Consider the following 25,514-nt stretch of genomic DNA (forward strand, 5'->3'; position numbering starts at 1 on the left):
GGCCGGACAGTGCTCTTCCAAATCCCTGGCGAGCCTACGCCCTGTGCCGCCCAGCCATTTTCGACACTCCGCGCAACGCATCAGACGATGGTGGGCAGATTCATCACGGTGGTCAGAAACGCGTTTACGTCAGCCGAATTGGGCGGCCCACTGACGAACTGCGATGGCTCGCCATCTGCCTTCGAGTAGAGTTCGACATTATCATCGGGAAGGAATGTGATCGAGTTGAACATGCCATCTTCTTCGAATTCGAGAATAGCACTGCCGTCTCGCCCTAGGGTCGTCAGGGGAGCGGGATGCCAAGGTTCCAGCTCGGCCACATAGGAAATCGCGCGATCAATAGCAGTCTGGCTGGGCGCCGCTGCGCCGTTGCCGTCCCAATCCTCATTATAGCCACGGAAGTCACGAAGCCGCGCGATACCACGATCGAACCCTGTCGGCGTCTGATACCTTAGCCGCTCATCGAGCACTTCCGAATTCCGCGTCGCAATCGGGCCGCGAACAGCCGAAGGGGCTTGCGATGCCTCGCTCACCACCGGCGCCGTCCCGAGCAAGAAAATCATCGAGCCCGCGACAGCGTAGGGAGCAAGACGTTTGCGCCTCGCAAAAGCAGGCGAGCTGCTGGGGGAGTCAATATCGATTGAAAATGGGGCCGCCGTCGAAATGCCGGTCATGAATCAAGTCCTACGCGCATGGCTATATCGGCGCTTACGATTTCCCTAAAAATCTCAATACAACGATCGTGCATAGATCTGAACGTCGACAACTGAGATATAGCTGTTTCGCCTTCATTTTCAAGCGCTTCAGAAGAACCTTCGAGCAGGTTGCTCTGTACAGCCGTGCCGATCGAGATTACTCGAACGGAAGTGTCGGGTGTAACCTGATGTGCTAGATGCATCATGCTCGCGTCAATATTGACCTGCACCAGACGCTCCCTGCATCCTTGCGCGGCCTCGAAAAAGCCGGTATGAGAATGCCACAACCTCTCATTGTCAAAAGCATGCGGCACAATAAGCTTGGAATCCGCATTGAGCATCTTGCGAGCTGTTGGTTTCCCCGTCCCCGCGAAGCGAAAGTTATCCTTGTATTCAAGCCGCAGATTATCGACGCTGATCGAATACAGAGCGCTCCGCAGCGGCGGCTTGATCAACTGCTCGAGCCGCTCGGCAAACGCGGCCCAGCTCGTATACTGCATCGCCTGATAGACCAGGCCGGTCCGCCCCACCTGCAAGCTTTCGAGAGGGCGCTTCTGCATCCCTGCTCCCGGCATCGAAACGGCAGCTGTGCGTAGGAAGATCATCGCCTCGACGGCTGGGGCGCCCGGAGGCGCCTGGGGAGCCTGATTAGGACCCACCATAAATTGGACCGAGTTAAGGACTTGCTTTTCGGTCAGGCCGGCGGCCCTGCAAACGGCATCAGCCTCTCTGACGGCTCTCTTCCAAGCGACTTCGGTCAGCGGCTCGCGGAAATTCACCGACGCTGCCACGGTCTCGATCGAATTCGCTTCGTTGAAGGGCGTCCAGTCCAAATCTGGGGCAATATCGTTCATGGGGCTTCCAGGCAGGATCGGTGTCGAGCGTGTCAGCTTCGGACGCTCGTGTAAACTTACTGTTAGATCTGGGTGCAGGTTATCGGCGCAGTGCTTGCTTGGAGAGGCTCCTGTGTACGGCCGGGGCCCGCCATCCGTTCACAGCCGAAAACCTCTCAAACGACGGATTTCATTAGAGTACTTGTAGCAGAAGGTGCGCGCAAGTAGGGCCAAAAGCCCGCTGGGCTGCGGGCTCAACCGTATTTTCGGGTACGCGACCCCGCCAATTGGGCCCGCAAACAGCTTGGGATCAGGCAAGATACGCCAACAGCCAGAGAAAGCCGGCGAAGGCGATCCAGCCGAGTTTCACGCAATATGCCGGCGATATTAATTTTACATCATATTTTGAAGGCATGAGTTGAAACTAGTGCGAGTGAATCAGCGCTCGTCTAGCTGCGCCGCGACGGCCGGAGCGCAGTGATCTGAATGACTTCGACGCGCGGTTGCGGGTCGTGTCGGCAGAGACGAGCGATTTGGTCAGACACAACTTACCTGCGCGTCAGTCGCGGGGCTGGCAAAAAAATCCGAGACTCTAAGCGCTCGGATGCAAGCCGGGTGACAGGTCAGCTGGTCTGCCAAGCGAAGCTGTCGTCTAAGTCCTCCTCAATCACCCCGGCCGCGTATAACTGATCGAGCAGGTCAGCTACTGCGAACACGCTTGTTCCGTCGGTCGTGACCTGCCTTACCAGCTCCGAGGCTGTGCAGTTGCCGTACGCGATTAGATGTCCAACGGAAGCCCCAGCGGCGTCGTCGAGTATCCGGTGTTCCATATGAGGTGAGCGGAGACAAAAGGATCGGTTGCTGGCCTTGAATTGCAGGTCCCTCCGGAAGCGGATTGGCAGTTCGGGAGCCGGACTCTCGAGCATATGCTGGTCAATCATGCTCTGCAGCCCCTCCCGGAACTCGTCAGGCGTCCTGAAAAAGCGTTCACTCAAAATGCGGTAGCCGAGGGGCCAGCGTTTGCTACCCGGCACAGGCGTCACCAATTGTATACGTCCCTGCAGCATATTTACGAGAAAGCCGGAAACACAGGCGATCGTCGTGTGATCTTTCTCCAGCAAGGCGATTGCATCATCTTTTTTGGCCCTCCTAAATTTCTCGCCGCGATCACGCGCGCGCCCGGCAAAAGCCTTTGCCGTCATCGCCTCCTTACCCTGCAGGACAAGTTCGACACCGATCAGCTCCTCAGGCGAAAACGCCATGTGAATCTGGTCTAGATGTCTTGTGCTTAGCACGGAGAAACGATTAGTCACGGTGCGATGGCGCTTGAACACTTCGAGCACGCGCGTGGTGAGTGCGCGATCCTTGAGCGGTGCCGCCGTCGTTGTTTGCGGCATCGCGCCTGTGATCTGATAGTAGTCGAATAGAAAGCGGTCGTAGTGTGGGTTGTCCATAGGCTCTGTGGCCCAGTAGCAGAAACCAGTACAGGCCGCCGAACCAAACATCTCGCTCGTGATACCGACCACGCCGCGCCAAAGCGCTGCATGCTCTTCGCTATATTCGTAGTAGCCCTTGAAGCGATCGGCCGAGAGGCCGCAGAACCAGCAACCGACGGTGCAGCCATAGCTCAGCTCGAAAGCGATGATGGGGTACGTGATCGACCCTGCCGTTCCGCCCAATTCATCGCTGCAGCGCCGGATTTGGCGCTCGCGCCATGCATGAAAGCGAGGGTTAATCGTCGACATTCCGCCCTGTTCGCGCAGGAGATCGCGGTGCCGCAACATCTCGCAGAGAAACTCGTCCCACATCATCGCGAGGGGCCACGGCTTGGACTCCGGGTTGAAGCGGTGTTTCAGGTAGCCGCGGTGCCAGAGCGGCAGCATCTTCATTGGGTCAACTTCGATGCCGTAGCGATCAGTTACCACTCGAGGAAAATCAACGTTCTCCGAAAGCGCCTTGCGGAAATCCAAGTCACCGGCCAGCCTCTCCATGAAGCGCTTGACATGTGACAGCGTGCGCAGTTGCTCGGGGGTGCGGCGGTCAAAGATCTGTCGGAAGTGTTCGGTGGCTGCGTTCGTCATGCCGTTACGGGTGAGCCTGAAGTGGGGCCCGAAAACAATGATTTCACTCCTGTCGGGGCGTGCTTTCAGTTCTCTTCGGACCTGATTGCTTCCTTGAGGAAGCCTATTCGACCAGAGTTGAAATTGTCAGACCGTGACCGCGACAACAACTACAATAAGAAGAACCATAGCGACTAAGTTTCGGCCCCCGTCCGCGGTTTGAATGGTGGCTGTGCGTACCTGCGAGTTGGAACGGGTCAACGCAGTGGTATGCACAATCTCACTCAAGCCAGCACCGCTCGAATCTTGCTTGCTGCCGACTAGCGCGCCGCGGTGCATCGATTCGAGTCGGCGTGGCGATCGGATGCAGCTTCTAACCTCGTCAAGCGTGAAATCGTAGCCGCGGCTCCTTCCGGCCGCTACAATCGGTGCAAGACCTGTAGCACTCTGTTTAAGGCTTTCAAGCAGACTACCTTCCTTGGCGAGATTGTTGACAAACCGTTCTACCTCAACCTGCGACATCGTCGAGCCTCCGCCAAATGTTGTCACTATGTGTCACCTGCAAGTAATCGGTGACGATGCTGCAACAGAGCAATCGGCGTGCCAAACTGAAATTGCTTCTTTTGGCCTTTTCTGACCGTGCGTATCGTCAACAAGCCGACATTCGTCTTGAACCTAACGAAGGCTCAGCAGAGCGGAATGATATGTCGTTGTCGGTGGTTAGCCCGGACCAGCACAGAGCGACAGACCAGCGCGGCATTCAGCGGAAACCACAGCGCGTCGGGGATGACCCTCGCACACCATTGAGCAATCTGGCCTCTGGTATGCTCGCTAGCTGGTGCACTTGGCTCTGGAGCGAGTGAATAAGCCGGGTATTTGCGTCGGGCTGATCGCCAATCTAGTTCGGTTCTCAAGCAACGATGGATTACGCAGCAAACCTCACTATCGCCAGTCGAATTCCGACTTGCGATGCTTGGCAATGAGTTCCCACATTTGTGGTTGCTATTCCGAATTTTCTAGCGGAAGGCGGCAAGGGTAAAAGTTACCGAACGCATTCCAGACAATTTTACGAATAATGGGCGCTTTAAGCTTACCTGAACTATTCAACCATTGTGCTGAAGCTCTCCATATTTTAGCCAGCCGTACCGCTGACACACCGCGGTCAAACGGGGAGTGGTTTGCGATGGACAATGTGAGCGGTGAGATTGCCGGACCGGGGATGAAGACTTTCGGACGGCGCAAAATGACGCCGCGCGTATGCGTGGTGGATAGCAAGCCCCATCTGCGCGCTTTCATGAGCGAGGTGCTCGAGGATCTCGGCTTCATCACCAGCGAATGCAGCAGTGCGGGCGAGTTGCAATCTATACTCGCTATCGATCTGCCCGACCTGGTCCTGCTTGGCATTGCCGCCGATCGCGTCGAGCCAGGCCAATTTCTGGAGGTCCTCGTACGCGAGGCCTTCGAGGGCAAGGTTCTCGCTGTCGGCGTGCGAGAGTCGATTATCTTGAAGGCGGTGCAGCAGGTCGGCGATGAATATGGGCTTGGGATGCTGCCGCCGCTTACGACGCCCTTTGCGGCCGACACACTCCGCGAGCGCGTGGCAATGCTGCTGCCCGAGGAGCCGGCCCCGAGCCCGGCGGTGCATGTCGGCGAGGCGCTGCATGGGGGCTGGCTCGAGCTCTGGTACCAGTCGAAAATTGACGCGCGCTCGCTGGTTCGCCGCGGTGCCGAGGCGAAGGTGCGCATGCGACACCCAACCTGGGGCGTGGTCCGGCCAGCCTTTTTCATTCCGGAGAGTCACGATCCATATTTCAGCGGCTTGTCCGAGTTCGTGATCGAGCGCGCCCTGCAGGACTGGCATTACCTTTTGGAACGGCAGAGCGCGGTCGATCTATCGATCAACCTGCCGGCGCCGTATCTGAAAAAGCCCCATGCCGTCAGCGATCTCTGCCGCCGCATGCCGATGCATCCGGCCTTTGCTGGGCTTACGATTGAGATCGCCAGCGATGAGGCGATCCACAACCTCGATTTTTTGGCCGAGATCGCTCGCGAAATGAGCTTCCACAATATCGGCCTGTCGATCGACAATCTCGGCGCCAATTGGCCGGAGCTGATGGGGCTGGACAGAATTCCCTTCATCAAGCTGAAAGCCGACCGGCAATTCGTCGCCGGCTGCGGCAATGACCGGCTAAAACGCACGGTGTGCCGTCACATCGTTGAGCTCGCACAGGACTACGGCGCGCGCGCCGTAGCTGAAGGAATCGAGAGCGGGGCTGACCTGGCGGCCGTGAGCGAGCTCGGGTTCGACCTCGTCCAGGGCTATCTGTTCGGCAAACCGATGCCACTGAAGAAGTTTGCTAGAAGCGCTTTGAGACCGACCGCGATGAAGCAGGAGTGAGGCGCGAAAGCTTACACATAGCGCCGCGCGAAGAACACGCAAACGATCAACAGCGCCGCCGCGGCGACTATGCTCCAGGCAACTGGCCCGTGCTGTCCGCCGACTGCATAACACACGCAGGTTGCCTGATGCTCGCACGCATTTGCGACAAAGGCATGTAAGCATCAGATCTAGTCTATCGCCCGCAATTGAGGAGGTTCCACGTATTTTCATACGAGTATTGAGGATACGTCACGTCGTGTAGCTCTCGCGTACTGAGATCATGCGTCCATACGAAACTGGGCGGTCCGCCGATGAAAAACCTCTGTTGGCGCAACGGCCTTGAATCTGGGCCGGTGATGACCTACGGCGGTATCGAGCTAGTCTGAATCGGTTTTGGGAATTCAACCAGCGCGTTTCTGATTCAGCATGCCGGCTGGATAGGAGGCCGGCATTGATGGGCAAGGCATGTTATTTGGATATTCGGAAGCGTGTTGTAGCGGCAGTTGAGGACTGGATGCCCCGAAGTTGGGCTGCCGCAGCGCTTTGAACTGGCCATCAGCACGCGATGAGCTGGATGAACCGGGTCGACGAGACCGGCAACGTTGAGTCAATCGGGATCGTGGCCACAAGCCAAAGGCGATCTCGGGCAAGTATACGGAAATTGGCGGTAGGCAGTCGATTAAAGGAAAAGCCTTTTCCCCATCGTACGCCTCGCGCCGGCTTTCCCTTTAATCCGCTGCGGCAGTTAGACCCACAGGGAAAGAAAGCTTCGTTTAGGATCTGAACTCCGAAGTGTCGTCGGTGTCGTGCACTCATGGCAGGGCAAAATAACCATCCGGAATTTGCGGCTTGCAGTCTGAAAGCGCAGAGACGCATGGTTGTCTGGCCGGCGCTCTGTGCCACGAAGCCAAACAGCATGCAGTCCGTAAGGAGCATTACGTCTCCTGGCAGACCAAACGCAGGCCATCGCCGCAAGAGCCTGAATTGGTGCCGAGTGCAAGCTTTCGAAAATTGGGGGATTAAGTCCGTTGTTTAAGCCGCCTCACAAGTTGCAGTCTTCTTGCTTTACGCTTGTGCCGCTAGTGGGCGCGGAAGCGAGTGATCAGCTGATGAAACAGCTCGCGCATTGAACAACTCCAAGTCGCAAAAAAAATGATTGGCATTCATTTAAGTAGTTGAGTATCTATCATACATCTTCAGGTAGACATGGATAGGCGGTGGTTTGGTCCGCTTCGCGAGTGCATGCCGCGAACCAGTTCCCATCTTCGTCTGCACATGTGCGGTGTGGTTGAATGAGGACGGCGCGGTCGTTGTTCGAGGATTTTCCAAGCATCAGTTCTGAGGCGAGGCGAACGTTGCGCGAGCTCAAAAAGAAAGCTGGTTTCGTTTCATGGACTGGACATGGATTGCGTCTATGATCTCCACTGTTCGATCAGGCTGCAAATCGATGTGGTGGCCTCATGTGGAGCGATCTTTGAGAGAGGCACTCGCCTTGTCGACACGCAGAGGGAGTTGGATTCTAAAAAACTGGTGGTGTGTATCAGAATGCGGCCGCTTGATTGAGCAGTAGTGAGCGCGCTGAGACAAATCGGAGATGCGTGTCATGAAGACTGTCTTGCCGGTTTGTCGCCTGGCACGACCACCACGGAGCGTGTTTAGACATCCAGAGAGAGGCACGTCATGAGTGGAACTATGGCTGTTGATAACATCATTCTGCAAGCAAACATCGTCAAACACTCGGACCGGCTTGGTGCCGAAATCAAGAACGTCAAGCTGTCAGACGATTTGCCTGACGATGTCATCGTAGCGTTCCGCCAGCTGCTATTAGAGCATAAAGTCATTTTCTTCCGTGATCAGGGACATCTCGACGATGCCCAACAACAGCGTTTCGTGCTGCGGCTCGGCTCGCTGACACCGGATTTGACAATGGAAGACACAATGGGCGGTTTAGCGATTCGGCAGGAGCTGCCTGATCGGGCCTGGAATCATCTCAATCAGATGAACGATGAGCGCACCCGCACAGCCATCTCGGTGCTGCGGCTCGCAGCAGGTTCGCCTTTTGGCGGCGACATTGCTTGGTCGAACAGGGCGGCCGCTTATCTTGATCTTCCCGATTCCCTGCGGATGCTTGCAGATAATCTCTGGGCTGTGAGCTTCGGCGTATCTGATCTCTCTGCGCCAGAGAAGAACACCGAACCCAATAAGCGGCCTTGGTGCGGCGTATCGACCGGAACGATATACGAAACTACACATCCAATTGTTCGTGTTCATCCCGAGACCAGCGATCGCATGCTCTCGCTCGGTCGTTCCGTAAAGAACTTCGTCGGCCTGCAGCGCTATCCCAGCCAAAGACTGTTTGAACGGCTGCAATCCTATCTCATCGCGCCCCGGAATACCCTGTGCTGGAACTGGAAATCAGGCGACGTCGTAATCTGGGACAATCGGGCGACTGAGCCGTATCCCGTGAGCAAATCAAGTCCCCCTCACTGGATGATGGACCAGTTTGCGATCGACGCCCGCGTACCGCACGTGAAGAGGCCGAAATCAAGGGCGGCAAAGGCAGCCTGACACTGTCCACATCTTCCGGATCACGTCAGACGGCTGGAAACCCAGGTACAGTTGCGGCCCTGCACTGTCGCGGAGCCGCCCGTCCTATGCGAGCAACGGCTAACCGGCGCAGCTGCCACCTGGTAGGCTTCTTCCAGGCGCAACAGCATCCACCTTCAGGCATGCTCTCTGCTCCCCGGTCAAACCGATGACGCTGCATTTTTTGATGATCCGCATCCGTTGGCTCTCGCTACGCGGGTCACTCGGTTTCATCGTCTCGGGATAGTAAGGACCGACGTCGCTCACACCCAATTCACGTCTCAAACTGGCGAGGCGTCAGATCGCCGTGATTCACATCGCGCCCGCGCCCCCGACAGAAACTATCCCGCTGGCGATCGTGCCGGCCGTGTCCATGGACAGGCCGCAATCGAGCCTTCCAGGAGCCCTAAATTGCGCCCCCGCAAGAGCATCGCTACTCCCCGATCTTCGGCCGGCCGAGAGCTCCCATCCTCTAGCCGTCGACAGCTCTGGAGGACCGATCTGCTCCCATGCTCTTGCGCACTACGTTAGGAGGTCCCTCGATGCCGTTGCGGAAGTCTTTCGGTTGGGCCATTGGGATCCCCGACCTTATAGACGACAAACCGACCAAAGCTCTAAACGGACTCCCCGAGAACTTCGGTTTCTACCGACGGCGGCGGTAGGATACGCGAGCGGCGCAAACCCTTCTTTCGAAGATGCTCCGCCTTATAACAGGCCGCTCCGACGGAGCACTAAGCGAAACCTTGTTGGGAGTACATCGGCTGGAGCAGGAGATTGGAAGGGTCGGCCGCAGATCGATGAAGCACGTGGGGGGCACCGGCTCGATTCCGCACAAGCGTTAGCAGAAAACTGGCTCGCTCAATATTACATCTTGTTTCGGCCAAGCCGTCCTGGCTTGCGCCCTCTCGACATTGGCTTGGGGGGCGTTGCACCTTTAGCCGGCTGCGTGAATAATTCGGACAAGTGAATACCCAAAGTCGAGGCGATGCGTTCCAAGAGATCAATAGTCGGGTTCTCTTTCTTCTGCTCAATGCGCCCCATGTATGAGCGGTCGATTCCGGCATCATAGGCCAATTGGTCTTGCGGAATGCCGCGTTCTACGCGGATCCGGCGCACATTCCAGGCCACAAGCGCACGAGCGTTCATGCGCAGAGGCAGCCATTCCGACGATTATGAAACCACTGGTTATAGCCCGACTATTACGATAAGCTCGTAGCCAGCTGTGGTTGTCCTCTCTAATTGCTTCGAGAAATCAGGCAATGGTGAGGTGCTGACCCAGTGCCGTCTTCTCGTTGACCACGGCAAGCGATTCTGGCGAGGGCAATAACTTGCGACCAACAACAGATAACGGACCGCGGTCAGCGTTGTTTTCGGCGCACCGCAACTAGATAGGACGAATATTCAAGCCAGAGCTCAAATGGAAACGAATATTCTCCAGTTGGCTGGTTCTGGTGGTTGCCTTTCACGAGTGCCGTCGGCCTGGTCCCCACGAACCATCATGCTCTTCCGCCAGGAACAGCAAGGACACCTCGTTGCGGCGCGCATGTGCGATCGCTTCCGGTCTGACCTGCGATGAAAAAGAGAAGGCGCAGCACGGAGCGGACGGGCCAATGTGAGCCGATATGCGATTGCCGCCTTTGGCGCGAAAAGGAGATTAGCGTGCGACCATTGGGTAGGTATCAAAGCGACCAAGAATTCGTTATCGTTGCTCTGATTTCGGCCGATTTTTCAGCTGGGTAGGAGTTTTAAGCAGTGCCAGCAGGGCCGAAGATCGCAGAATTGGCGCCCAGCGTGGACGAGCTCACGCCCTATGACAGGGAGCACGCTGTTGCCTACATGCGACTTCTTGATGCCGACGCTGCGAAGGCAGATTGGCGTGAAATTGCGCGCATCGTGCTTGGGCTTGACCCGACCGTTGAACCGGATCGAGCCCGACGCACATTCGAAAGTCATCTGACGCGGGCCAAGTGGCTAGCGGGCAAGGGCTATCGTGATCTGTTACATCGGGGTTGGCCAAAACAATGATCGGCGCGAATGCCGAAGGTCATCGCAATCATCGCAATCGCAAAAGTTGATTGTTCCATCGATTAGTTGCATCGAAGACGCGCACACGGCAAGCAAGCAGCCGGAAACCGCCACAATCATCGGGTGCATTTCCCCGCATCTGAAGATTGTGCGGGAAAGGTGTGATGGCGAATACTGATTGGAAATCTGAGGAAGCGTACAGCGGCTTGAAGACGGCAGATGCTGCCGACCTGGCTTGGGAGTGGCTACGCCGGGATCAAGACTACCAAGAGGATTATAAGCGGTTATCTCGCCGCGAACATTCAAGCGCGGCGGCGGGCGAGTTCCGACGCAAGTGGGGGCTCTCGTTTTCCGGCTGATCCGCAAAAGACTTTCGACAAGCAAGCAATCTTTTGGGCACCTGAGGTGCTGCCGACCGTACTGGCTGTGCGGGCGGCCAACCGCATTGCGCCCGAAAGTTATCCGCTCGATTTCGACAATCTGCCGGGCGGCGCGCTTCGCCGTGCGCCGGATGGATGGCATGCGATCGTGCCGCTCGGAGGCACGCAGCATCGCCTTTGGCTCGGGAAGCTTCCGGCGAGCGGAAATGCTCTGCTCGTTGATCTGCCGCTCGATGCCGGTTTCGAGCTTCGCCTAGGGGCTGCCCGTCAATTTTGGCTTGCCCTTGAGCGTCGAGCGCTCGGAGATTCGCCACTTGCCTTACCTGCTTTGAAGCGGCGTCGGGTGATCCTGGCGTTGCGCGCAGTGGATGGATGGCAGGAAGGAAATAGCTATCGCCAAATCGCGCAAGGGCTGTTTGGAAGTCATCGTATTGCCGAGCGCGCCTGGAAAACAGACGATTTGCGCAGCCGAACCATTCGACTTGTTAAGCTGGGGCAGCGCCTCATGCGCCTGCGCTGGCGAGCATTGCTCGACAAGCGCAGGGGCAGTGATGACAAGTAGTGGGTTGCGGCACGATCAATGGCTAACTTCCGTGCTGCCAGCCAACTCTTCTGCTGCCGGGTCCGATGGTGGATAGGATAAAGTCTTTGCGCTCCGATACCTCGCTATGCCGTCTTGATTGCTGCAACAGAGGGGGCGCTATCTCCGTAGGCTTTAGCTACTGGCGGCCGCGAATTCGGCAAATCCTTCAACAGTCGCGCAACTCGATTATGCCGCGCTCGACATGAACATGGGTCTCCTCCTGCCGCGGAGGGACCGCTAGACCTCAGGCAGCCTGCGCAGGTGCTACCTTCTTGCAAAGACGAGCCAGCCATCGGCAAAAAGAACGTGCGATCTCGGGGTGCGCGCTGCGATCTACGGCATAGGCGCGATATCGCATGCCGCTTGGAGTGCGGGTGCCAGGGATGATTTGCAAAGCGCCCCCTTTGACCAGATCTCCGACGATGATTTCCGGCGCGACAAGAAGGCATTTTCCCGTCATGACAGCAGCCAGAGCAAGATAGTTGTGATCATACCGGGCGCCTACTCGTATATCGCTCGAAGACAGATTCATGGCTCTCAGCCATGTCGGCAGGATGTCGGGGCGGGATGTGATGTTCAGTATCGGGGTCGTGCGAACAACCGAGAGCTCTCTGCCTCCGACCAGATTTGGTGGGCCGACGCACACGAGCTCCTCTTTGTAAATCTCCCAACTGTCGGCGGGTTCGATGAGCGAAAGATCCCGTGTAATCAAAATATCGAAATCATCCGAAGATGTCGGGTGCGCCAGCGAGCTGATGATGTCCACGATAACGCCACCCGCTTCAGAAGAGAAAGCCTGCAGATTTGGAATAAGGAGAGAGAAAGCAAAGGTCGATAATGACGTGCGGACCACGATCCGATTCGTTCCTGCGCCTGCACGGCGTCGCATTCTCTTCGCCGTGAAACTGACGGTTTCGAGCGGTTCAGACACTGCGTTCGCGAATAGCCTTCCGAACTCGGTCAGATCGCTGCGCCGTCCACGCCGCTCGATGAGGTCAGCCCCCAGATAATCCCGCAGTACAGCCAAATAACGGCTGACCGAACTTTGCGTTGTTCCCAAAGTGGTGGCCGCGCGCGTGACGCTGCCTTCGCGGGCAACGGTCACAAACGCGCGGATGGCATTTAAAGGAACTTCATCGTCTTGAGCCGCCATTGTCTGCTCCGGCGCCAGAATCAAAGTCCATCACAATATTCGATGCCCATAGCCGGATCGCTGCATATCAGTGTCCGCCACGCATAAAATCCTCGTGTGAGCGCAACACCTGCGCCGGGAGCGCACGACATCAGTGTCGCAGATCGTGTTTGTCGGGGGACTTAAATCTTTTTGCCGCGTTTGGGCTTCGGCTTGCGGCCTTTAGGTAAGGTTGCAGGTGGCGGGGCGCCCTTGGATGGCCGAAGAAACAGTTCGGAGACAGGTACGCCGAGCGTCTCGGCAAGGCGATCAAGAAGATCGACTGTCGGGTTCGCTTCTTGGCGTTCAAGTCCGCTCATGTAGGAGCGATCAACTCCTGCATCGTAAGCCAGTTGCTCCTGCGGAATACCGCGCTGGACGCGGATCCGGCGCAGATTGTAAGCCACAAGCGCACGAGCTCTCATGCGCGAAGGCAGCCATTTCGACGGTCATCAAACCACTGGCTATAACCTACATAAAAAGATCAGCGGACTGGAAGGCCTGGGTGCCACCCGTATCGTTTTCCCGAACGCTACTGGCGCGGCCTGCAAAAAGGGTATGTCGATTCAATTCACGGCGGCACAGGCCTTTTGGGCGCCGACCGAATCTCACTCGAGCTGGCGGCTCGGCAACGGTTCGATTCCGCTGCCCAACTCGCACGAACGGCCTCGAGGCAAACAAAGAAGCTGACTGAGCGAGGCGATGCTCCTCCATTCATCGAAATGGAGCTGCAGCTCCGATGAAATGAGCTGGCGCAGACGATCGCGAACGCAGCGATAGCCGTCCAGCCGTCTTTGTAGTGGTCTTAATCCCTGGATCAGCGCAGACTGCGTGTGCAGGGACCCTAATCGCGTTCACTCTCTGGACTCCGCGAATTTCGTCTAGCGGTACAACATCTTTGTGGACGTTCCGCACTCTACGTTCAGCCTGATACGGAATTTTAGGCTCTCCCGATCGCTGAAGAGGCACGACGGCGAACTCTCTTGGCTGAGGCTCAAGTCGCGCCGGTCAGGTTATCAAGTACAAGGACCAGTTCAAATCAAACGCGGTACGGCAAATCGTAACCTATTTTGGCAGCAGCCATTGGCTGCAGAAGAGTGGAGTCCAGAGAGCAAAGTCTCGCAGCGTCGACTTGGAACGCGCACGCGATTCTGCGAGGGCAAGCGGCAAGCGCCGCGAATTGGATCCGCCAATGTTTAGTCAAACAGATGGCCACGCGTATCGCTACCCACCCATGAGCCCGAGCGAATTGGGATTCAGCGCGCGCGCGAGACTTGCTGAGAGGCTTCGGCTTGGGCGTTGTCTTGACCATTCGAGCACCGGGGGCCGGCTTACCTTTAGGTCACTCAGCTGGGAGACTTCGATGTTGCCGAGCGGTGCCAACAGCGACGAGGGTGTCAGGAAAGAGTTGTTGCAGAACACGGAGAGCAGCGCAGGCGAGACTGGCGCCATGGAAAGAATCCGATGCTGCTCCTGGTATCCGGTATGATACGAAACTAGCGGGTGGTTCGGCGATTGGGCAGTGAAACCCTGAAAGCGCTATTCCTGGCCGATGTCGCAAGCCTGTTTGTCGCCGGGCACGTTTGCTCCCGTGAGGGGCAAGCCCTTGCGGTGCTACCAAGTGGTATTGCCGAGCGGTGCCGCCGGGCACCTACCTGTCCTCGTGGGCAAACCTTCAAAGACGCTGTCCCAACCTGCGCCAGCGACGTCAATAGTTAACGGCGACGTGACTCGGCGCTCAATCCCTGGAAAAGCGCTGTCCCTGCCACGCCGCCGCTAACCCTGGCGCCAGCCTTGCCCCATTCGGCATCAACGCTGGCACTTAGCCACCTAGGGTGCCGCCAGGTTGTAGGCTTAGTACGACTGCCAATCACCTACCTCAATGGGTTGGTTGGTCTGCTACTTTCTACGCTGGTCCGCTACCTCCGCGGAGAAATTGCAGATGCCCAGATACCAAACCGCCCCGCTGCATGAAAAAAGGCTTACACGCTGCCATTCATGAGAGCCCAAGAATGTTGGCGGAGTAAGACGGGAGGCATGGAAGCGATCGCTTGAAAGACCACACGCGCCGCAAAATCTAACGTCGCCAATCTCCCTTGGCACAAGCAGGCCGGGTGTCCGTGCTGAAAAAGCATGACAGTACGGCTACCAGGGTCGTTTCTCCGACACCGGAAAGCAGCGCGGGCGCGACTCGGCGCCGGTCGGTTTGGGACTAGATCGGCGCTGTCCCTGCCGCGCCTGCGCTGCAGATTGAGGTTAGCAGGAGCGTGACTCGGCGCTGTCCCCTTCTGGTTATGGCGCTGTCTCTACCACGCCTCGCGAACCCCAACGGCTCTGTATCCACCCTAGCTTTCCAAAAGCTGACAGAACCTGTGCGGCAATTCACAAACAAACAGCAACTGTTGTGACGCACGCGGACCATGCTCACTGCCGGCCGCTGACCGCCCCATCAGCCCGTGCAGCCAAAAATGAAACCGATCGCTCCCGAGCCTCGCGCAAAGTATTTCTCTACGGTATAGGCTCGGGCCGAGCACAGACTTCAACGAACCCAGTCATCGCGACCAGAAAATTGGTCTTTGAGCATGCGTGTGCGCACAGCATGATATGCTTTGGTAGTCTGTTCAGTTGAAGGACTGTCCTCAGAGAGGGGGTGGTGCGCGCCAATTCGTATTCGCTTGGCCTCAATACTCGCGAAGGCCGCATCGGGCTGCGCAACGTAGTGCCGACCGTTACCGACCAGTGTTGTGGGCCGGCAGCTTTGCCGTATAGCCCGGCTATATCGCGTGTCTAATCGGTTAAGTGGTTGGCCGGCAAGTTTTTCAAATGACGAAACACATTCGTTAGCCGCATCACCACAGCGGCAGGAAGTCGCAGTCGATCACCGTCTCCGAATAACCAGTCGCCAGGGGCGGGTTCATCAGCCGCGAATAGAGCTCAGGATCAATGGCCATCGATGAGTTGAGGCGATATCACATGGCGCTTAGCCCGCGCCGCCTGAGCTTAGGCCGTTTTCCGAGGTGCAGCCAACGCCATCGGCTCCGATCGGTTCGATGCGCCAGCATCGGGTCTGCCAACTAATGCGTGCCGCCGCGGTTACTATCGCATAGAGCGCTGTCAATTGTCACTACCAGATCTGAGTGTTTGGGGAAGCAACACTTGTATCGTAAGGTTACGGAAAGGTCGGATGCACATATGCGTCTTTCCATCAAGCTTCGAGACGCAATGCCATGGCAAACCTGAACCTCAGCTCCCAATCTTTCGCCGATGCATGCGCGCGACAGCGGACCGCCACCGACCAAAAACTCACTAAATTTGAAGCACTGATCCCGAGACGTTCAGGTTTCCAGACGAGACGTGTCATGAAGCCAATAGCGCGGGTCGCAGCAGCAACAAGGCGGGCTCGGGCACTCTCCGATTTCGACCGGTGCTGCGCAATCTGGTGGCTCTATCGCCTCCATTTCGGCATCAACCGCAACGTGATTTTGGGACTTGCCGCCGTCACGGTCGCCTAGGAGAGATCCCGCTGCGGCATAAGCGACTCGTTCACATCGTTCAACATTGCCGTTTGCATCAATCACGCGAGAATGATGATTGTCAAAGGATGATGTTGTGGCACTGTTGGTTGTCTAAACGCGGTTCTTTTTGATAGTGCGAGCAGGATAAGGCATACTACAGGAAAACACGAGAGTGTGCTTTGCCGGGGCTGGATACGCGACGGAAGACGCGGACGACTTCTACAGAACTGTATGCAAGAATGAGTCCGATAAATTTTATGGTGGCAAAGCCAGATACGCTGAGGGGGCCGCCTCGTAGGCGACTGTCGAAGAATCGAAGCATTCGGCGACGCACGTCTTGGTGAAATAGACTCCAAAAAGCGGATCGGTTGGCTAGCTCGGCTTGAGCGTTCCATCGCAAGGGACGCGGAAGATCAAGGTGGCGCACAAGGCGAAGATAGCGCTGGAGGCTCTGCGGGAGCATGCGACGGTGGGGCCGATCCTGGGGTGCTGTCCAGAAATTCGCACTTTGATCAGACGACGGCTCCGGTTTCAGAGAGTTGTGGGTTATAGAGCGGTCGCATGTTCATGTAGCATTTGGTCGGCCACGCCGTTCCGGCAATGTGCCGCAGCCGGGCCGCCGCCAAGTTGGGGCAGGATTGACTGTCGGAGAAGATGCCGACAATACGGGTTCGACGCCGAATCGATGCGCTTGAGCGGATTTTTCGTTTGAGTCTTCCACCTATGGATGTCCGGCAACGTAAAGTAGGCGAGCGTCTCGTAGGTGCCGGCGGCCTGCTGCTCGCGCCGCTGATGTTCGATTCAGCTCTTGCATCAACGGCGGCGACAAAACTGTCTTGAGCTTCGGCAGATCCGCCAACCATCACGGGTGCCTTGGCCGGCGTTTTCCGTGGCCGTTGCCGGCGGCATGCTGATCTTCGGTGGCGAGCTCAACGATTTCGCTAGGTGCCTCATGTATGTTGTGCTCGTCGCCGGCATTCTCGCGCCACATCTATTCCGATACCGAGAGCCGCTCAGCTTCCAACGCTGATACGGCGAGCGAGAGCTTGCGCACCCCGGTCCGCGAAGTCGAGCAGTACCTCGCGAGCGTCCTGTCAACCCGGCCCATGGAGACGCGCGATGTATTTCGACCGTGGCGACGGCCGAGCTCAATCAGGTCGACCAAGCTCACCGATGATGCGCAGGTTGTTGCTAATGGAGGGGCGCTGTCCTCTTGAGGCTCAGCGCGCGTCTGCTCCACGAAAAATATGATGATTGGCCGGGTCCGTCCGCGCCACCAGCTTCGTGGGTGTGAATCCCCGAGAAGGCGGTCCTGCCCGGCCCATCAATGCCTCTCATCATCCATCTCCTGCAGATATCCAAGCGGTTTCGGCCGCATTGGACGGGGAGCGCATGGAGACGAGCTCGCTGCATCGAGCGTGAGTTGCCGTAGGAGAGGCAGAGCGTCGCCAGATCAAAGCTCCTGCCGAGTCAGAAGTGGTAGTTCACGCCAACCCGGATCGTATGAATCTGCTGCTTGAAGGAGATAGGCGTCCTGACCCCAACAGCGATGGCACCAGGCGCACCATCTCCCGTCTGCACACGGCCTGCTGCCGAGACCGGAAGCGCCACGTCTTGCCTGCCGAAATCGAAGTAGTCATACTCAACTTTCGCTGACCAGCCGGGCAGGAAGGCATACTCGATGCCCGCACCCAATGTGCCGCCAAAGATGTTCTTGCTCGCTCGTCCATCGACGGCACCGTTAGCAGCAAAGCCCGTCCCCAAATTCGACGTAACGGCGAAGGACTGGTTGATGCCAATGCTGGAATCGGCCCAAGCCGCCCCGCCCTTGATGTAGACCAAGCCGCGGTCGCCCACCGTGACGCCAATCCGTCCGGTGATATCCGCAATCCATTTGGCCTCGTGCGTGCAGTTCAAGAGGACAAAGCAGCCAGTGCGCCCCTTGATACCACTCCATAAAAAATCGCCTTCCAGGCCGTACACGATCACGCCAGACTGCAAGTTGTAACCGGCTTGTACACCGCCGAGGAAGCCGTTCATCTGTACCTGCGGCATTGGCACATTCAAATCGACAGTGCCTCCGATGAGCTGGTTTACAGACTGGTTGACGGGAGCGCCAATGAATGTATTGCCCACACCGAGGTCGGTCTGGCTGTTCCCCCAACCCGAGCCTAGACTGCCTCCGATGTAACCTCCAGTCCAGCTGAAGAGAGGAGCAACGGGAGTTGGCGCTTTGATAACAGCTGCCGCAGGCAAGTCAGCAGCCAAGCTTCCGCTCCCAAAAGCAATCGCCCCGAATGCAATGATGCCCGCGAGCGACAATTGCTTGTTGCACTTCATCCTAGAGTCCTCCTGCTGGACACAGAAAAATATTGCGTAGTTTGGTCCCAAGTTGTGGTTATCTCGATATTTCGAGCTGGCAGGCAGATCACCTCTCAAATCCGGTAGGGGGCGCCAAAGCTTCGGTCGTGTCTCTGATGGTGGTGTAGCTCGGTAGAGCAAAGCTTTGCCGAAGTTACCGGCACTTCTCCGGTAGGATCAGGGCGCGACACGCCCACGCAACCGAGGAACCACCGATGACCGATGCCATGACGAACCTGCGCACGCTCGTGGAGAAAACCCCTGATGCCGATCTGTTGCGCGAGACGATCGGCTTTGCGGCCAAGCGCCTGATGGGGCTTGAAAGCCAAAACTAGTCTCGGCTATGGCGAGAAGACCCTCGAGCGACTGGCCCAGCGCAATGGCTACCGCGACGGGATCTGGGGGGCCGCGCTGGCGCAGTCGAACTACGCATCTCAAGCTGCGAAAGGGCTCCTACTTCCCTGGCTTCTCGGAGCCGTGCCCGATGCAAGTTAAGAGCTGCCGGCGCGTGGTCTCCGCCTTCGTCGCCTCCGCGTTCGCCCAGGACGATTGAGGCCGCTCTCGACTGTTGAACCTCACGGGGCCGTAGCAGCATTTACGAGTCGTCCAGAAACGATGGTCCCGGTCAACAACTGGCCCAAACTTCGGCGTCGTCGCATGATCTGAGGCCGGCAAACTGGACCATTTCTGGCTAGAGTTGGCGCTGCATAAATCCCTCGACTGGCAGGAGCGACGACGATGAAGGCCTCGAAGTTTTCGGACGCCCAGAAGGCGTTCATTCTCAAGCAGGGCAGCGACGGGGGCGCGGTGGCGGAGATTTGCCGCAAGGCCGGGATCAGCCAGGCAACCTACTTCAATTGGAAGAAGAAGTATGACGGGCTGCTGCCGACCGAGATGCGCCGGCTGAAGCAGCTCGAGGACGAGAACGCCAAGCTGAAGAAGCTGGTCGTCGATCCGTCGCTCGACAAGGAGATGCTGCAGGACGTGATCCGCCGAAAGCCATGAAGCCTGGTCGGAAGCGCAAGCTGGTCGATGAGGTTTGTGGTGAAGTGGACCCCCGGATTGTGGACCCCCGGATTGTGGACCGGCGGCTTAGGTGGTGCGGATGCCGTTCCGCTTTGATAAACGGAGCGGACCATGAAGAAGATGAGACGGAAAATCGATGCGGCGCTGAAGGCAAAGATCGCCTTGGAGGCGCTACGAGAACAATCAACGGTGACGGATCTGGCGGCGCTACCAGGTGCATGTGAACCAGATTTATGCGTGGAAGAAGCAGCTTCAGGATCAAGCGGTTCGGGCGTTCGACGCGGGCGCCGGTCGGGATGGCGAGGCGACCCACGAACTGGAGGTCGAGAAGCTCCACGCCAAGATCGGACAATTGATGGTCGAGCGAGATTTCTTAGCCAGGAGGTCCGGAAGATGAGCGCGCCGGATCGCCGAGGATTGCTTCAGCGCGATCATGAGAGTCTATCGATCCGCCGGCAATGCCAACTGCTGAGCGTTGCGCGATCGAGCGTATATCGGCCGCCGCGGCCGGCCAATGACAACGACCTTGAGCTGATGCGACGGATCGACCAGCTGTTCATGGCCTGGCCGTTCCTGGGCTCGCGGCGGATGACGGCGATGCTCAATGGCGAAGGCTGTCGCATCAATCGCAAGCACGTGCAGCGGTTGATGCGCAAGATGGGCATCGCGGCGCTGGGACCAAAGCCCAGAACCACAAAGCCGGTGCCGGGACACAAAATCTTCCCGTATCTCTTGCGCCTTATGGTGATCGACCGGCCAAATCAAGTGTGGGCGGCCGATATCACCTATGTGCCGATCGGCCAGGGCTTTCTATATCTGGTGGCGATCATCGATTGGGCGAGCCATGCGGTGCTGGCTTGGCGCCTGTCGAACACGATGGACACATCGTTCTGTGTGTCTGCGCTCGAAGAGGCCTTGGCGCGCTTCGGCCGGCCTGAGATATTCAATACCGACCAGGGCAGCCAGTTCACCAGCGCCCCCTTCATCGGCACGCTGGCCGCAACCGGCGTCAGGATCTCGATGGACGGTCGCGGCCGCTGGATGGACAACGTGTTCATCGAGCGGCTGTGGCGCTCGCTCAAATAGGAGGACATCTATCTCAAGGGTTATTCGGATGGCCACGAGGCCAAAGCCGGAATCGCCCGATGGATCGAGTTTTACAATTTCCAGCGCCCCCATCAGGCGCTGGAAAACCGCGCGCCGATGGCGGGCAGGTGTCACCGGCGCATTCGGCGAAGAGGCTGTGGATATGACCTTCTCGCAAGCGAGAAGCTTGGACAACGCTGCGCGTTGCCCACATCCCCACAGCCACGACAGCAGCAAGCAACAGTGGCGTAAAGTATCGGGAAGAACGAACGGTAGCAAGCTGCACTTAAGAAACCAGACCCGGTGGTCCTCAACATAGGGTCCACTTCAGTATCCCGCCTCCGAGAAGGCCGAGATCATCCATTTGGTCGAGCAATCGCACCTTCCGGCCAAGCGCACACTGCACAAGCTCGGGATCCCGCGCGCCACATTCTATCGCTGGTATGATCGCTACGGGGTGGGAGGCGTTGAAGCGCTGGCGGCATCAGTCTCGACCAGACCGTGTCTGGAACCGCATCCCGGACGATGTGCAGGAGCTGCTCAACCAGGCGGACCGACTTGTCGGCGGCAGGGATGCTATGGTGGTTATCGATGACACCTCACTGCCGAAGAAGGGTGAGCGATCGGTTGGTGTTGCGGCTCAATCCGCGTCGGCTCTCGATAAAACCGCAAATTGCCAAACGCTGGTGTCTTTACGTTTGCGCGCGGCGAAGTGCCAGTGATGGTCGCGTCTTTTTCTGCCTGACAGCTGGACAAGCGACACGTATCAAGAGCGCGCGTGGATCTCACAACCAAATCAAGCGTAGACGCCAGAGTTCAGGCCGAGTGAGCGTCGTTGCGCAGGATCCCCATCATTACTGGTAGGTGCCCGACCGTTGGGATGTCGCATACTGGGCTACAGTGTTTACGCAGACGAGCCGACGGTCAGAGCTGCGCTAGGCGACACGAAGCTGCTACATTGAGATAGCATACTCATTGACCGGAACAGGAGCACCGTCCTTCAACGGAGGCGGCTCATGACCTACACAATCACATGTCATCGAACGGAGTACGGCCGAAAGTATTTCTCCGTTCAAAGGCCGAGCGCGAGAGAAGCTCTGTCCAAGGCAGAGTTTCTTGAGATGTCCGACATCCAAATTGATTACATTGATACGCCTACGGACGGACGGGTTGACATGCGAACGCTTCGGACGTTGGCCGAAAAAGAGCGCGCCTAAAGCTCATCTCGATGGCTGAGGCGTCCAAGGATATCGTCACACAAGGATATCGTCACATCGGGCAGACGAACCTAGCGCGGTCGGGACCTGCAGCGACGTACGTAAGATCCAGCTCGGCCTCCAACGCCAGTTGCTCTTGAGTAACGTGCTTTTACGCACGAGCCGGCCGTCGTTTCTGCCGTTCGCCCGATCGCCTCAGGGCGCGATGATACCGCGCGTGGTTAGAGCAGCCACGTAGGTTGTTGTTTTCCAATGGCCGCGCGGAACGGCGGCTTGCAGACGTTCGCCGCGTTGGCAGCGGCCATGTGTTCGCGCCATGTTGGTCGATGCCCAGGTCTCATCGATGAAGACGAGGCGGTCACGATCGAGCTTGCGCGCCTGGTGGGCATCGATCCGGTGGGACTTGCGATCTCCGCCCTTCTTGCGCAGGCTGTCGAGATGGAAGCCGAGGCGTTTAGCGCCGGGATGAAGCACTTGAAGCTTCCCGACGGCCGCGACCGCCTCGTGCGGGACGGCCATGGTCCCGTGCGGACGATCCAGACGGGGATCGGCGCCGTCGAAGTCGCCCGGGTAAACATTCGGGATCGCGCGGTGGCCCGCGATGGCGAGCGGATTCGCTTCACCTCGGCGATCTTGCCGTTGTGGGCACGGCGCACGAAGAGCTTGGATGCACTTTTGCCGGTGCTGTACCTGCGAGGCATCTCGACGGGCGACTTCCAGGAGGCGCTGGCGACGCTCTTGGGCAAGGATGCGCCGAATTATTTCTCCGGCGGTCGTTTCCAGACTGACGACGGGGTGGCAGAACGACTACAGCATTGGCAGAAGCGCGATTTGTCGGCGCGCCGGTACGTATACGTGTGGGCGGACGGCGTCTTCCTGCAGGCTCGCATGGAAGACCACAGCACATGCATGCTGGTGCTGATCGGCGAGACGGCGGAAGGCAAGAAGGAACTCATCGGCTTCTAGGTCGGCGTGCACGAGAGCGCGCAGAGCGGGCACGAACTGCTCGTCGAGGCGAGAAGCTGATGGAAAGTAGATTGCGCTGAATCGCTCGTTAAGGCGCGCGTCAGGATTGGTTGTTCGGCGGCCGTTCGATGAACCTGCGGCTGCCGTCGAGCAGTTCGAGGTTATTGGCGATGACCGGGTTGCCGGGGTCGAGCGAATAGGCCTTTTCGAACTTTCGTCGTGCGCCGGCGAGATTGCCGCGCAGCATGTATGAATAGCCCCGATTGTTCAGGATCCGAACGGTCTCGCCGCCAAGCCGGATCGCCTGCGCATAAGCCTGATCGGCCAGATCGGCGGTCGGTTCCTGCACAGGGTCCCCGCCCGGCGGCTCTATGAGAACCACGACTGCGGCGTCCCTCAGTGTCTGTTTACACCCGCCAAGGACTATTCCCAACCAGCAACAAGTTAGAACTAAGATGATGCGCCGCATAAGCGTTGTCCCCCGGCTCAGCGGCCTTATGGAAATATCGTCGCTAAATTACTCAACCCAACGCCCCATCGTCCTTTACCTGCCAGCTGGTGTTCCGCCGACCGGCATCGACACGCCGGTTGACGAACCTGCCCCCAATCCCTCGATGTTAAGGTTCTGCGTCGGCGTTGTCCGCACACCCATTTGCCTGGTCGCATCGCTAATGTCGGGAAGCTGATCCACCGGCTGTTGCGTTTTGCCATAGCGTGTGACCGCGGCACCAACGCACGAGCGTCGTAAGCGATCCTGCGGTCGCCGACGTATCGCGGCCAGGGATGGATCGTGTGCATGACGGCATTGACCTGCTTGGCATCGCCCGCGGTCATCGTGATGGTGTTCGAACGCTGGAAGTAGCGATCCACCTCGTCATGACCGGCGAGGCCATAACATCCGCCGAGCAGGAGCGGCGCGAGCAGAGCCAGATACCTGATGGTCATCTCTCGCTTGCTTTAGTTGAGGGTTTTCACGACCGGCTGGTCGGCAACAGTAGCGGCCGGCGCCGGAAGGGGCGCCCTGACCTCGGGAGCGATGATGTGCCCGTACGGACCCTTCACTTCACCACCGGAATTGACGTAATCGTTTGTAGCGCTTGCGGACTTCCATCTGACCAATTGAGGAAGAAATCGACGTCGTTTGCCGGAAGTCGGGAGTCGAGCGGCGATGCCTATTGCTGGCCGGGTGCCGCCGGCGCAACCAGGCGCGGCGTGACGATGATGACCAGATCGGTTTCCTCCTGCTGGTACGATTTGCTGCTGAACAAGGTCCCGATCACGGGCACCGAGCCGATCCAGGGAAGTTGCGAAACGTCCTGGCGATTGCGAGTCTGCAGCAGGCCGGCGATGGCGAAACTCTGGCCGTCGCGCCGTTCGACCGTCGTGCGTGCATCGCGGCGGGTAGGGGTGGAACGGTCGTCCCCTGGATCGTCACTGCATTGGCGAAATCAAGTTCACTGACCGACGGCTCGATCCGAAGGTTGATCACGCTGCGCGAGAGCACGGTGGCGACGAAGCACAACTCGACACCGAACTTCTTGAAGTCGATTGTGAGGGCTGGAAAGCCGTTCGTCGTTTGGGTCGGGATCGGGACGGGAAACTCGCCGCCGGCAAGGAAGCGGGCGGCATCGCCGGAAAGCGTGGTCAAGTTCGGTTTCGCCAAGCTGCGAGCCAATCTTTTGGTTCCCAAATGCAGAGATCAGCACGTCCACCGAGCCGCCGCCGGCGGTCCTAATAAGGCGACCTCACGTTGCGCAACATCGCTGGCGCGCTGGGGGTCGAGTGTTTCCACGCGCGAGGTTTTCTGCGACAAGGGCGAATGCCTGACGCGCGTCGGCAAATCCCTTGTTGCGAGCGACATGCTGCATCTAACGAGATCGGGTTCGGAATTCCCGGTTTCGTCGATCGTCTCAAAGCTGGGTGTCGAATAGGATGACGCTGCGGTCCAATTGACGGGGTCGGCGCAAATCAGCTGTCAATCGGGCTATGCCGACCGCGTCGAGCTTCTCGCGGATCATTTGATTAGATGCGCCGGCATTGCGGCAGTCTGCCCTGACAGGGCGGGCACATTGCCGCGGACGACCGCTTCGGGCTGTTCCCGAATTGCCGTTTGCTGGCCCGCCCGGCAACCGGGCGAAGGTCGCGGCGCTGCGGGTGTGCTCGGTCGTCCCTCGGACTGCCGCCATACTGAGAGCCGGGTTCAGGAAGAACTGCCTATTGCTGAGCGCCGCCTCACAGCGTCAGATGTTGGCTGTTCGCTTGAACCACTTCCTTGGTAGGCCAATGTAGTAGCCGCGCCTGCGAAGCTCTAGCCCGGATCTATTGAGCGTATCGCAAATGGATTTCACAGGCGTGCCGGCATCAACAAGCTTGCGCAGCAGTTCGTCTTCTCGTTTGGTCCAGCGAGGAGAGCCGAGAGTCAATTTCAATCCAACCTCTTAGCCCACACTTCGTCACACTCTAATCTGTTCACATGAATTTCGCCATCCTAAAATTTCGCATTCCAGAACACGACCTAAAATCGTAGAAAAAGCTTGGGCCTCCGGCGCCTTGTCTGTCCCAGTTATCGCGTCGGCCTCAAGAAAGGAATGGCAGGCGAGGCGCTCCTTCGAAAGCTATACGTTGGCATA

General features: G+C 58.0%; 18 protein-coding genes and 6 pseudogenes. 12 read left to right on the forward strand and 12 right to left on the reverse strand.

Going from position 1 to position 25,514, the window contains the following annotated elements; genetic code table 11:
* Window positions 1–80: 80 nt before the first annotated feature.
* From ACVIIW_RS15605 to ACVIIW_RS15620, 4 genes are all read right to left on the reverse strand, one after another.
* Window positions 81–674, reverse strand: a complete 594-nt coding sequence (locus ACVIIW_RS15605) for a hypothetical protein (protein WP_456701559.1) — start codon at window positions 672–674, stop codon at window positions 81–83.
* A complete protein-coding gene (locus ACVIIW_RS15610) occupies window positions 671–1,549 on the reverse strand; it encodes a hypothetical protein (RefSeq protein WP_456701560.1) in 879 nt (292 codons plus the stop codon). Before ACVIIW_RS15610 ends, ACVIIW_RS15605 begins: the two co-directional genes overlap by 4 nt.
* A 602-nt stretch (window positions 1,550–2,151) precedes the next feature.
* Window positions 2,152–3,609, reverse strand: a complete 1,458-nt coding sequence (locus tag ACVIIW_RS15615) for a radical SAM family RiPP maturation amino acid epimerase (protein WP_456701561.1) — start codon at window positions 3,607–3,609, stop codon at window positions 2,152–2,154.
* 126 nt (window positions 3,610–3,735) lie between these two features.
* Window positions 3,736–4,110: a Nif11-like leader peptide family natural product precursor gene (locus ACVIIW_RS15620; protein ID WP_456701562.1), complete on the reverse strand. Its 375-nt coding sequence runs from the start codon at window positions 4,108–4,110 to the stop codon at window positions 3,736–3,738.
* A 661-nt stretch (window positions 4,111–4,771) separates the two neighbouring features.
* Between ACVIIW_RS15620 and ACVIIW_RS15625 the strand changes: the two genes are divergently transcribed.
* Complete coding sequence (locus ACVIIW_RS15625; protein WP_456705163.1) at window positions 4,772–5,986, forward strand: EAL domain-containing protein; 1,215 nt, start codon at window positions 4,772–4,774, stop codon at window positions 5,984–5,986.
* A gap of 1,674 nt (window positions 5,987–7,660) precedes the next feature.
* Window positions 7,661–8,536, forward strand: a complete 876-nt coding sequence (locus ACVIIW_RS15630) for a TauD/TfdA dioxygenase family protein (RefSeq protein ID WP_456701563.1) — start codon at window positions 7,661–7,663, stop codon at window positions 8,534–8,536.
* 882 nt (window positions 8,537–9,418) lie between these two features.
* Here the strand turns inward: ACVIIW_RS15630 and ACVIIW_RS15635 are convergent.
* On the reverse strand, window positions 9,419–9,700 hold the full coding sequence (locus ACVIIW_RS15635; RefSeq protein ID WP_456701564.1) for a helix-turn-helix domain-containing protein: 282 nt from the start codon (window positions 9,698–9,700) through the stop codon (window positions 9,419–9,421).
* 645 nt (window positions 9,701–10,345) lie between these two features.
* Here ACVIIW_RS15635 and ACVIIW_RS15640 point away from each other — a divergent pair.
* The 3 genes from ACVIIW_RS15640 (at window position 10,346) to ACVIIW_RS15650 (ending at window position 11,521) form a co-directional block, all read left to right on the forward strand.
* Entirely contained in the window at window positions 10,346–10,579 is a 234-nt protein-coding gene (locus tag ACVIIW_RS15640) for a DNA -binding domain-containing protein (protein ID WP_456701565.1), read from the forward strand.
* A gap of 164 nt (window positions 10,580–10,743) precedes the next feature.
* Window positions 10,744–10,938, forward strand: coding sequence for a transcriptional regulator domain-containing protein (locus ACVIIW_RS15645; RefSeq protein ID WP_456701566.1), 195 nt, complete (start codon window positions 10,744–10,746; stop codon window positions 10,936–10,938).
* A 169-nt stretch (window positions 10,939–11,107) separates the two neighbouring features.
* On the forward strand, window positions 11,108–11,521 hold the full coding sequence (locus ACVIIW_RS15650; protein ID WP_456705164.1) for a DUF2285 domain-containing protein: 414 nt from the start codon (window positions 11,108–11,110) through the stop codon (window positions 11,519–11,521).
* Between the two features lie 265 nt (window positions 11,522–11,786).
* On the opposite strand, the gene ACVIIW_RS15655 is transcribed toward ACVIIW_RS15650, so the two are convergent.
* Window positions 11,787–12,695, reverse strand: coding sequence for a LysR family transcriptional regulator (locus ACVIIW_RS15655; RefSeq protein ID WP_456701567.1), 909 nt, complete (start codon window positions 12,693–12,695; stop codon window positions 11,787–11,789).
* A gap of 161 nt (window positions 12,696–12,856) precedes the next feature.
* A complete protein-coding gene (locus ACVIIW_RS15660; protein WP_456701568.1) occupies window positions 12,857–13,138 on the reverse strand; it encodes a helix-turn-helix domain-containing protein in 282 nt (93 codons plus the stop codon).
* Here ACVIIW_RS15660 and ACVIIW_RS15665 point away from each other — a divergent pair.
* The gene (locus ACVIIW_RS15665) at window positions 13,137–13,403 is read left to right on the forward strand and encodes a hypothetical protein (protein ID WP_456701569.1); all 267 of its coding nucleotides are present in this window, start codon (window positions 13,137–13,139) and stop codon (window positions 13,401–13,403) included. The two genes, ACVIIW_RS15660 and ACVIIW_RS15665, sit on opposite strands and share 2 nt — an antisense overlap.
* Window positions 13,404–15,940: 2,537 nt before the next feature.
* Window positions 15,941–16,225 (forward strand): hypothetical protein, encoded by a 285-nt coding sequence (locus tag ACVIIW_RS15670; protein ID WP_456701570.1) that lies wholly within the window; start codon window positions 15,941–15,943, stop codon window positions 16,223–16,225.
* Between the two features lie 1,473 nt (window positions 16,226–17,698).
* On the opposite strand, the gene ACVIIW_RS15675 is transcribed toward ACVIIW_RS15670, so the two are convergent.
* On the reverse strand, window positions 17,699–18,568 hold the full coding sequence (locus ACVIIW_RS15675; RefSeq protein ID WP_456701571.1) for an outer membrane protein: 870 nt from the start codon (window positions 18,566–18,568) through the stop codon (window positions 17,699–17,701).
* 236 nt (window positions 18,569–18,804) lie between these two features.
* Here ACVIIW_RS15675 and ACVIIW_RS15680 point away from each other — a divergent pair.
* The 4 pseudogenes from ACVIIW_RS15680 to ACVIIW_RS15695 form a co-directional block, all read left to right on the forward strand.
* Window positions 18,805–19,103 (forward strand): annotated as a pseudogene (locus tag ACVIIW_RS15680) (transposase); the annotation flags it as partial.
* 224 nt (window positions 19,104–19,327) lie between these two features.
* Window positions 19,328–19,632 (forward strand): annotated as a pseudogene (locus ACVIIW_RS15685) (transposase); the annotation flags it as partial.
* 94 nt (window positions 19,633–19,726) lie between these two features.
* A pseudogene (locus ACVIIW_RS15690) lies at window positions 19,727–20,818 on the forward strand (IS3 family transposase); the annotation flags it as partial.
* A gap of 238 nt (window positions 20,819–21,056) precedes the next feature.
* Window positions 21,057–21,462 (forward strand): annotated as a pseudogene (locus ACVIIW_RS15695) (transposase); the annotation flags it as partial.
* 654 nt (window positions 21,463–22,116) lie between these two features.
* Here the strand turns inward: ACVIIW_RS15695 and ACVIIW_RS15700 are convergent.
* A pseudogene (locus ACVIIW_RS15700) lies at window positions 22,117–22,287 on the reverse strand (IS630 family transposase); the annotation flags it as partial.
* Here ACVIIW_RS15700 and ACVIIW_RS15705 point away from each other — a divergent pair.
* Window positions 22,222–22,884: a transposase gene (locus ACVIIW_RS15705; protein ID WP_456705165.1), complete on the forward strand. Its 663-nt coding sequence runs from the start codon at window positions 22,222–22,224 to the stop codon at window positions 22,882–22,884. The pseudogene ACVIIW_RS15700 and the gene ACVIIW_RS15705 overlap by 66 nt on opposite strands.
* A gap of 100 nt (window positions 22,885–22,984) precedes the next feature.
* Here the strand turns inward: ACVIIW_RS15705 and ACVIIW_RS15710 are convergent, their stop codons facing one another.
* The 3 genes and pseudogenes from ACVIIW_RS15710 to ACVIIW_RS15720 all read right to left on the reverse strand — a co-directional run bounded on the left by ACVIIW_RS15710 (window position 22,985) and on the right by ACVIIW_RS15720 (window position 25,313).
* On the reverse strand, window positions 22,985–23,353 hold the full coding sequence (locus ACVIIW_RS15710) for a tetratricopeptide repeat protein (RefSeq protein WP_456701572.1): 369 nt from the start codon (window positions 23,351–23,353) through the stop codon (window positions 22,985–22,987).
* A gap of 488 nt (window positions 23,354–23,841) precedes the next feature.
* Window positions 23,842–24,623 (reverse strand): annotated as a pseudogene (locus tag ACVIIW_RS15715) (type II and III secretion system protein family protein); the annotation flags it as partial.
* Window positions 24,624–25,124: 501 nt separating this feature from the next.
* Window positions 25,125–25,313: a hypothetical protein gene (locus ACVIIW_RS15720; RefSeq protein ID WP_456701573.1), complete on the reverse strand. Its 189-nt coding sequence runs from the start codon at window positions 25,311–25,313 to the stop codon at window positions 25,125–25,127.
* Window positions 25,314–25,514: the final 201 nt, after the last annotated feature.

The sequence above is a fragment of the Bradyrhizobium sp. USDA 4449 genome (assembly GCF_054056275.1).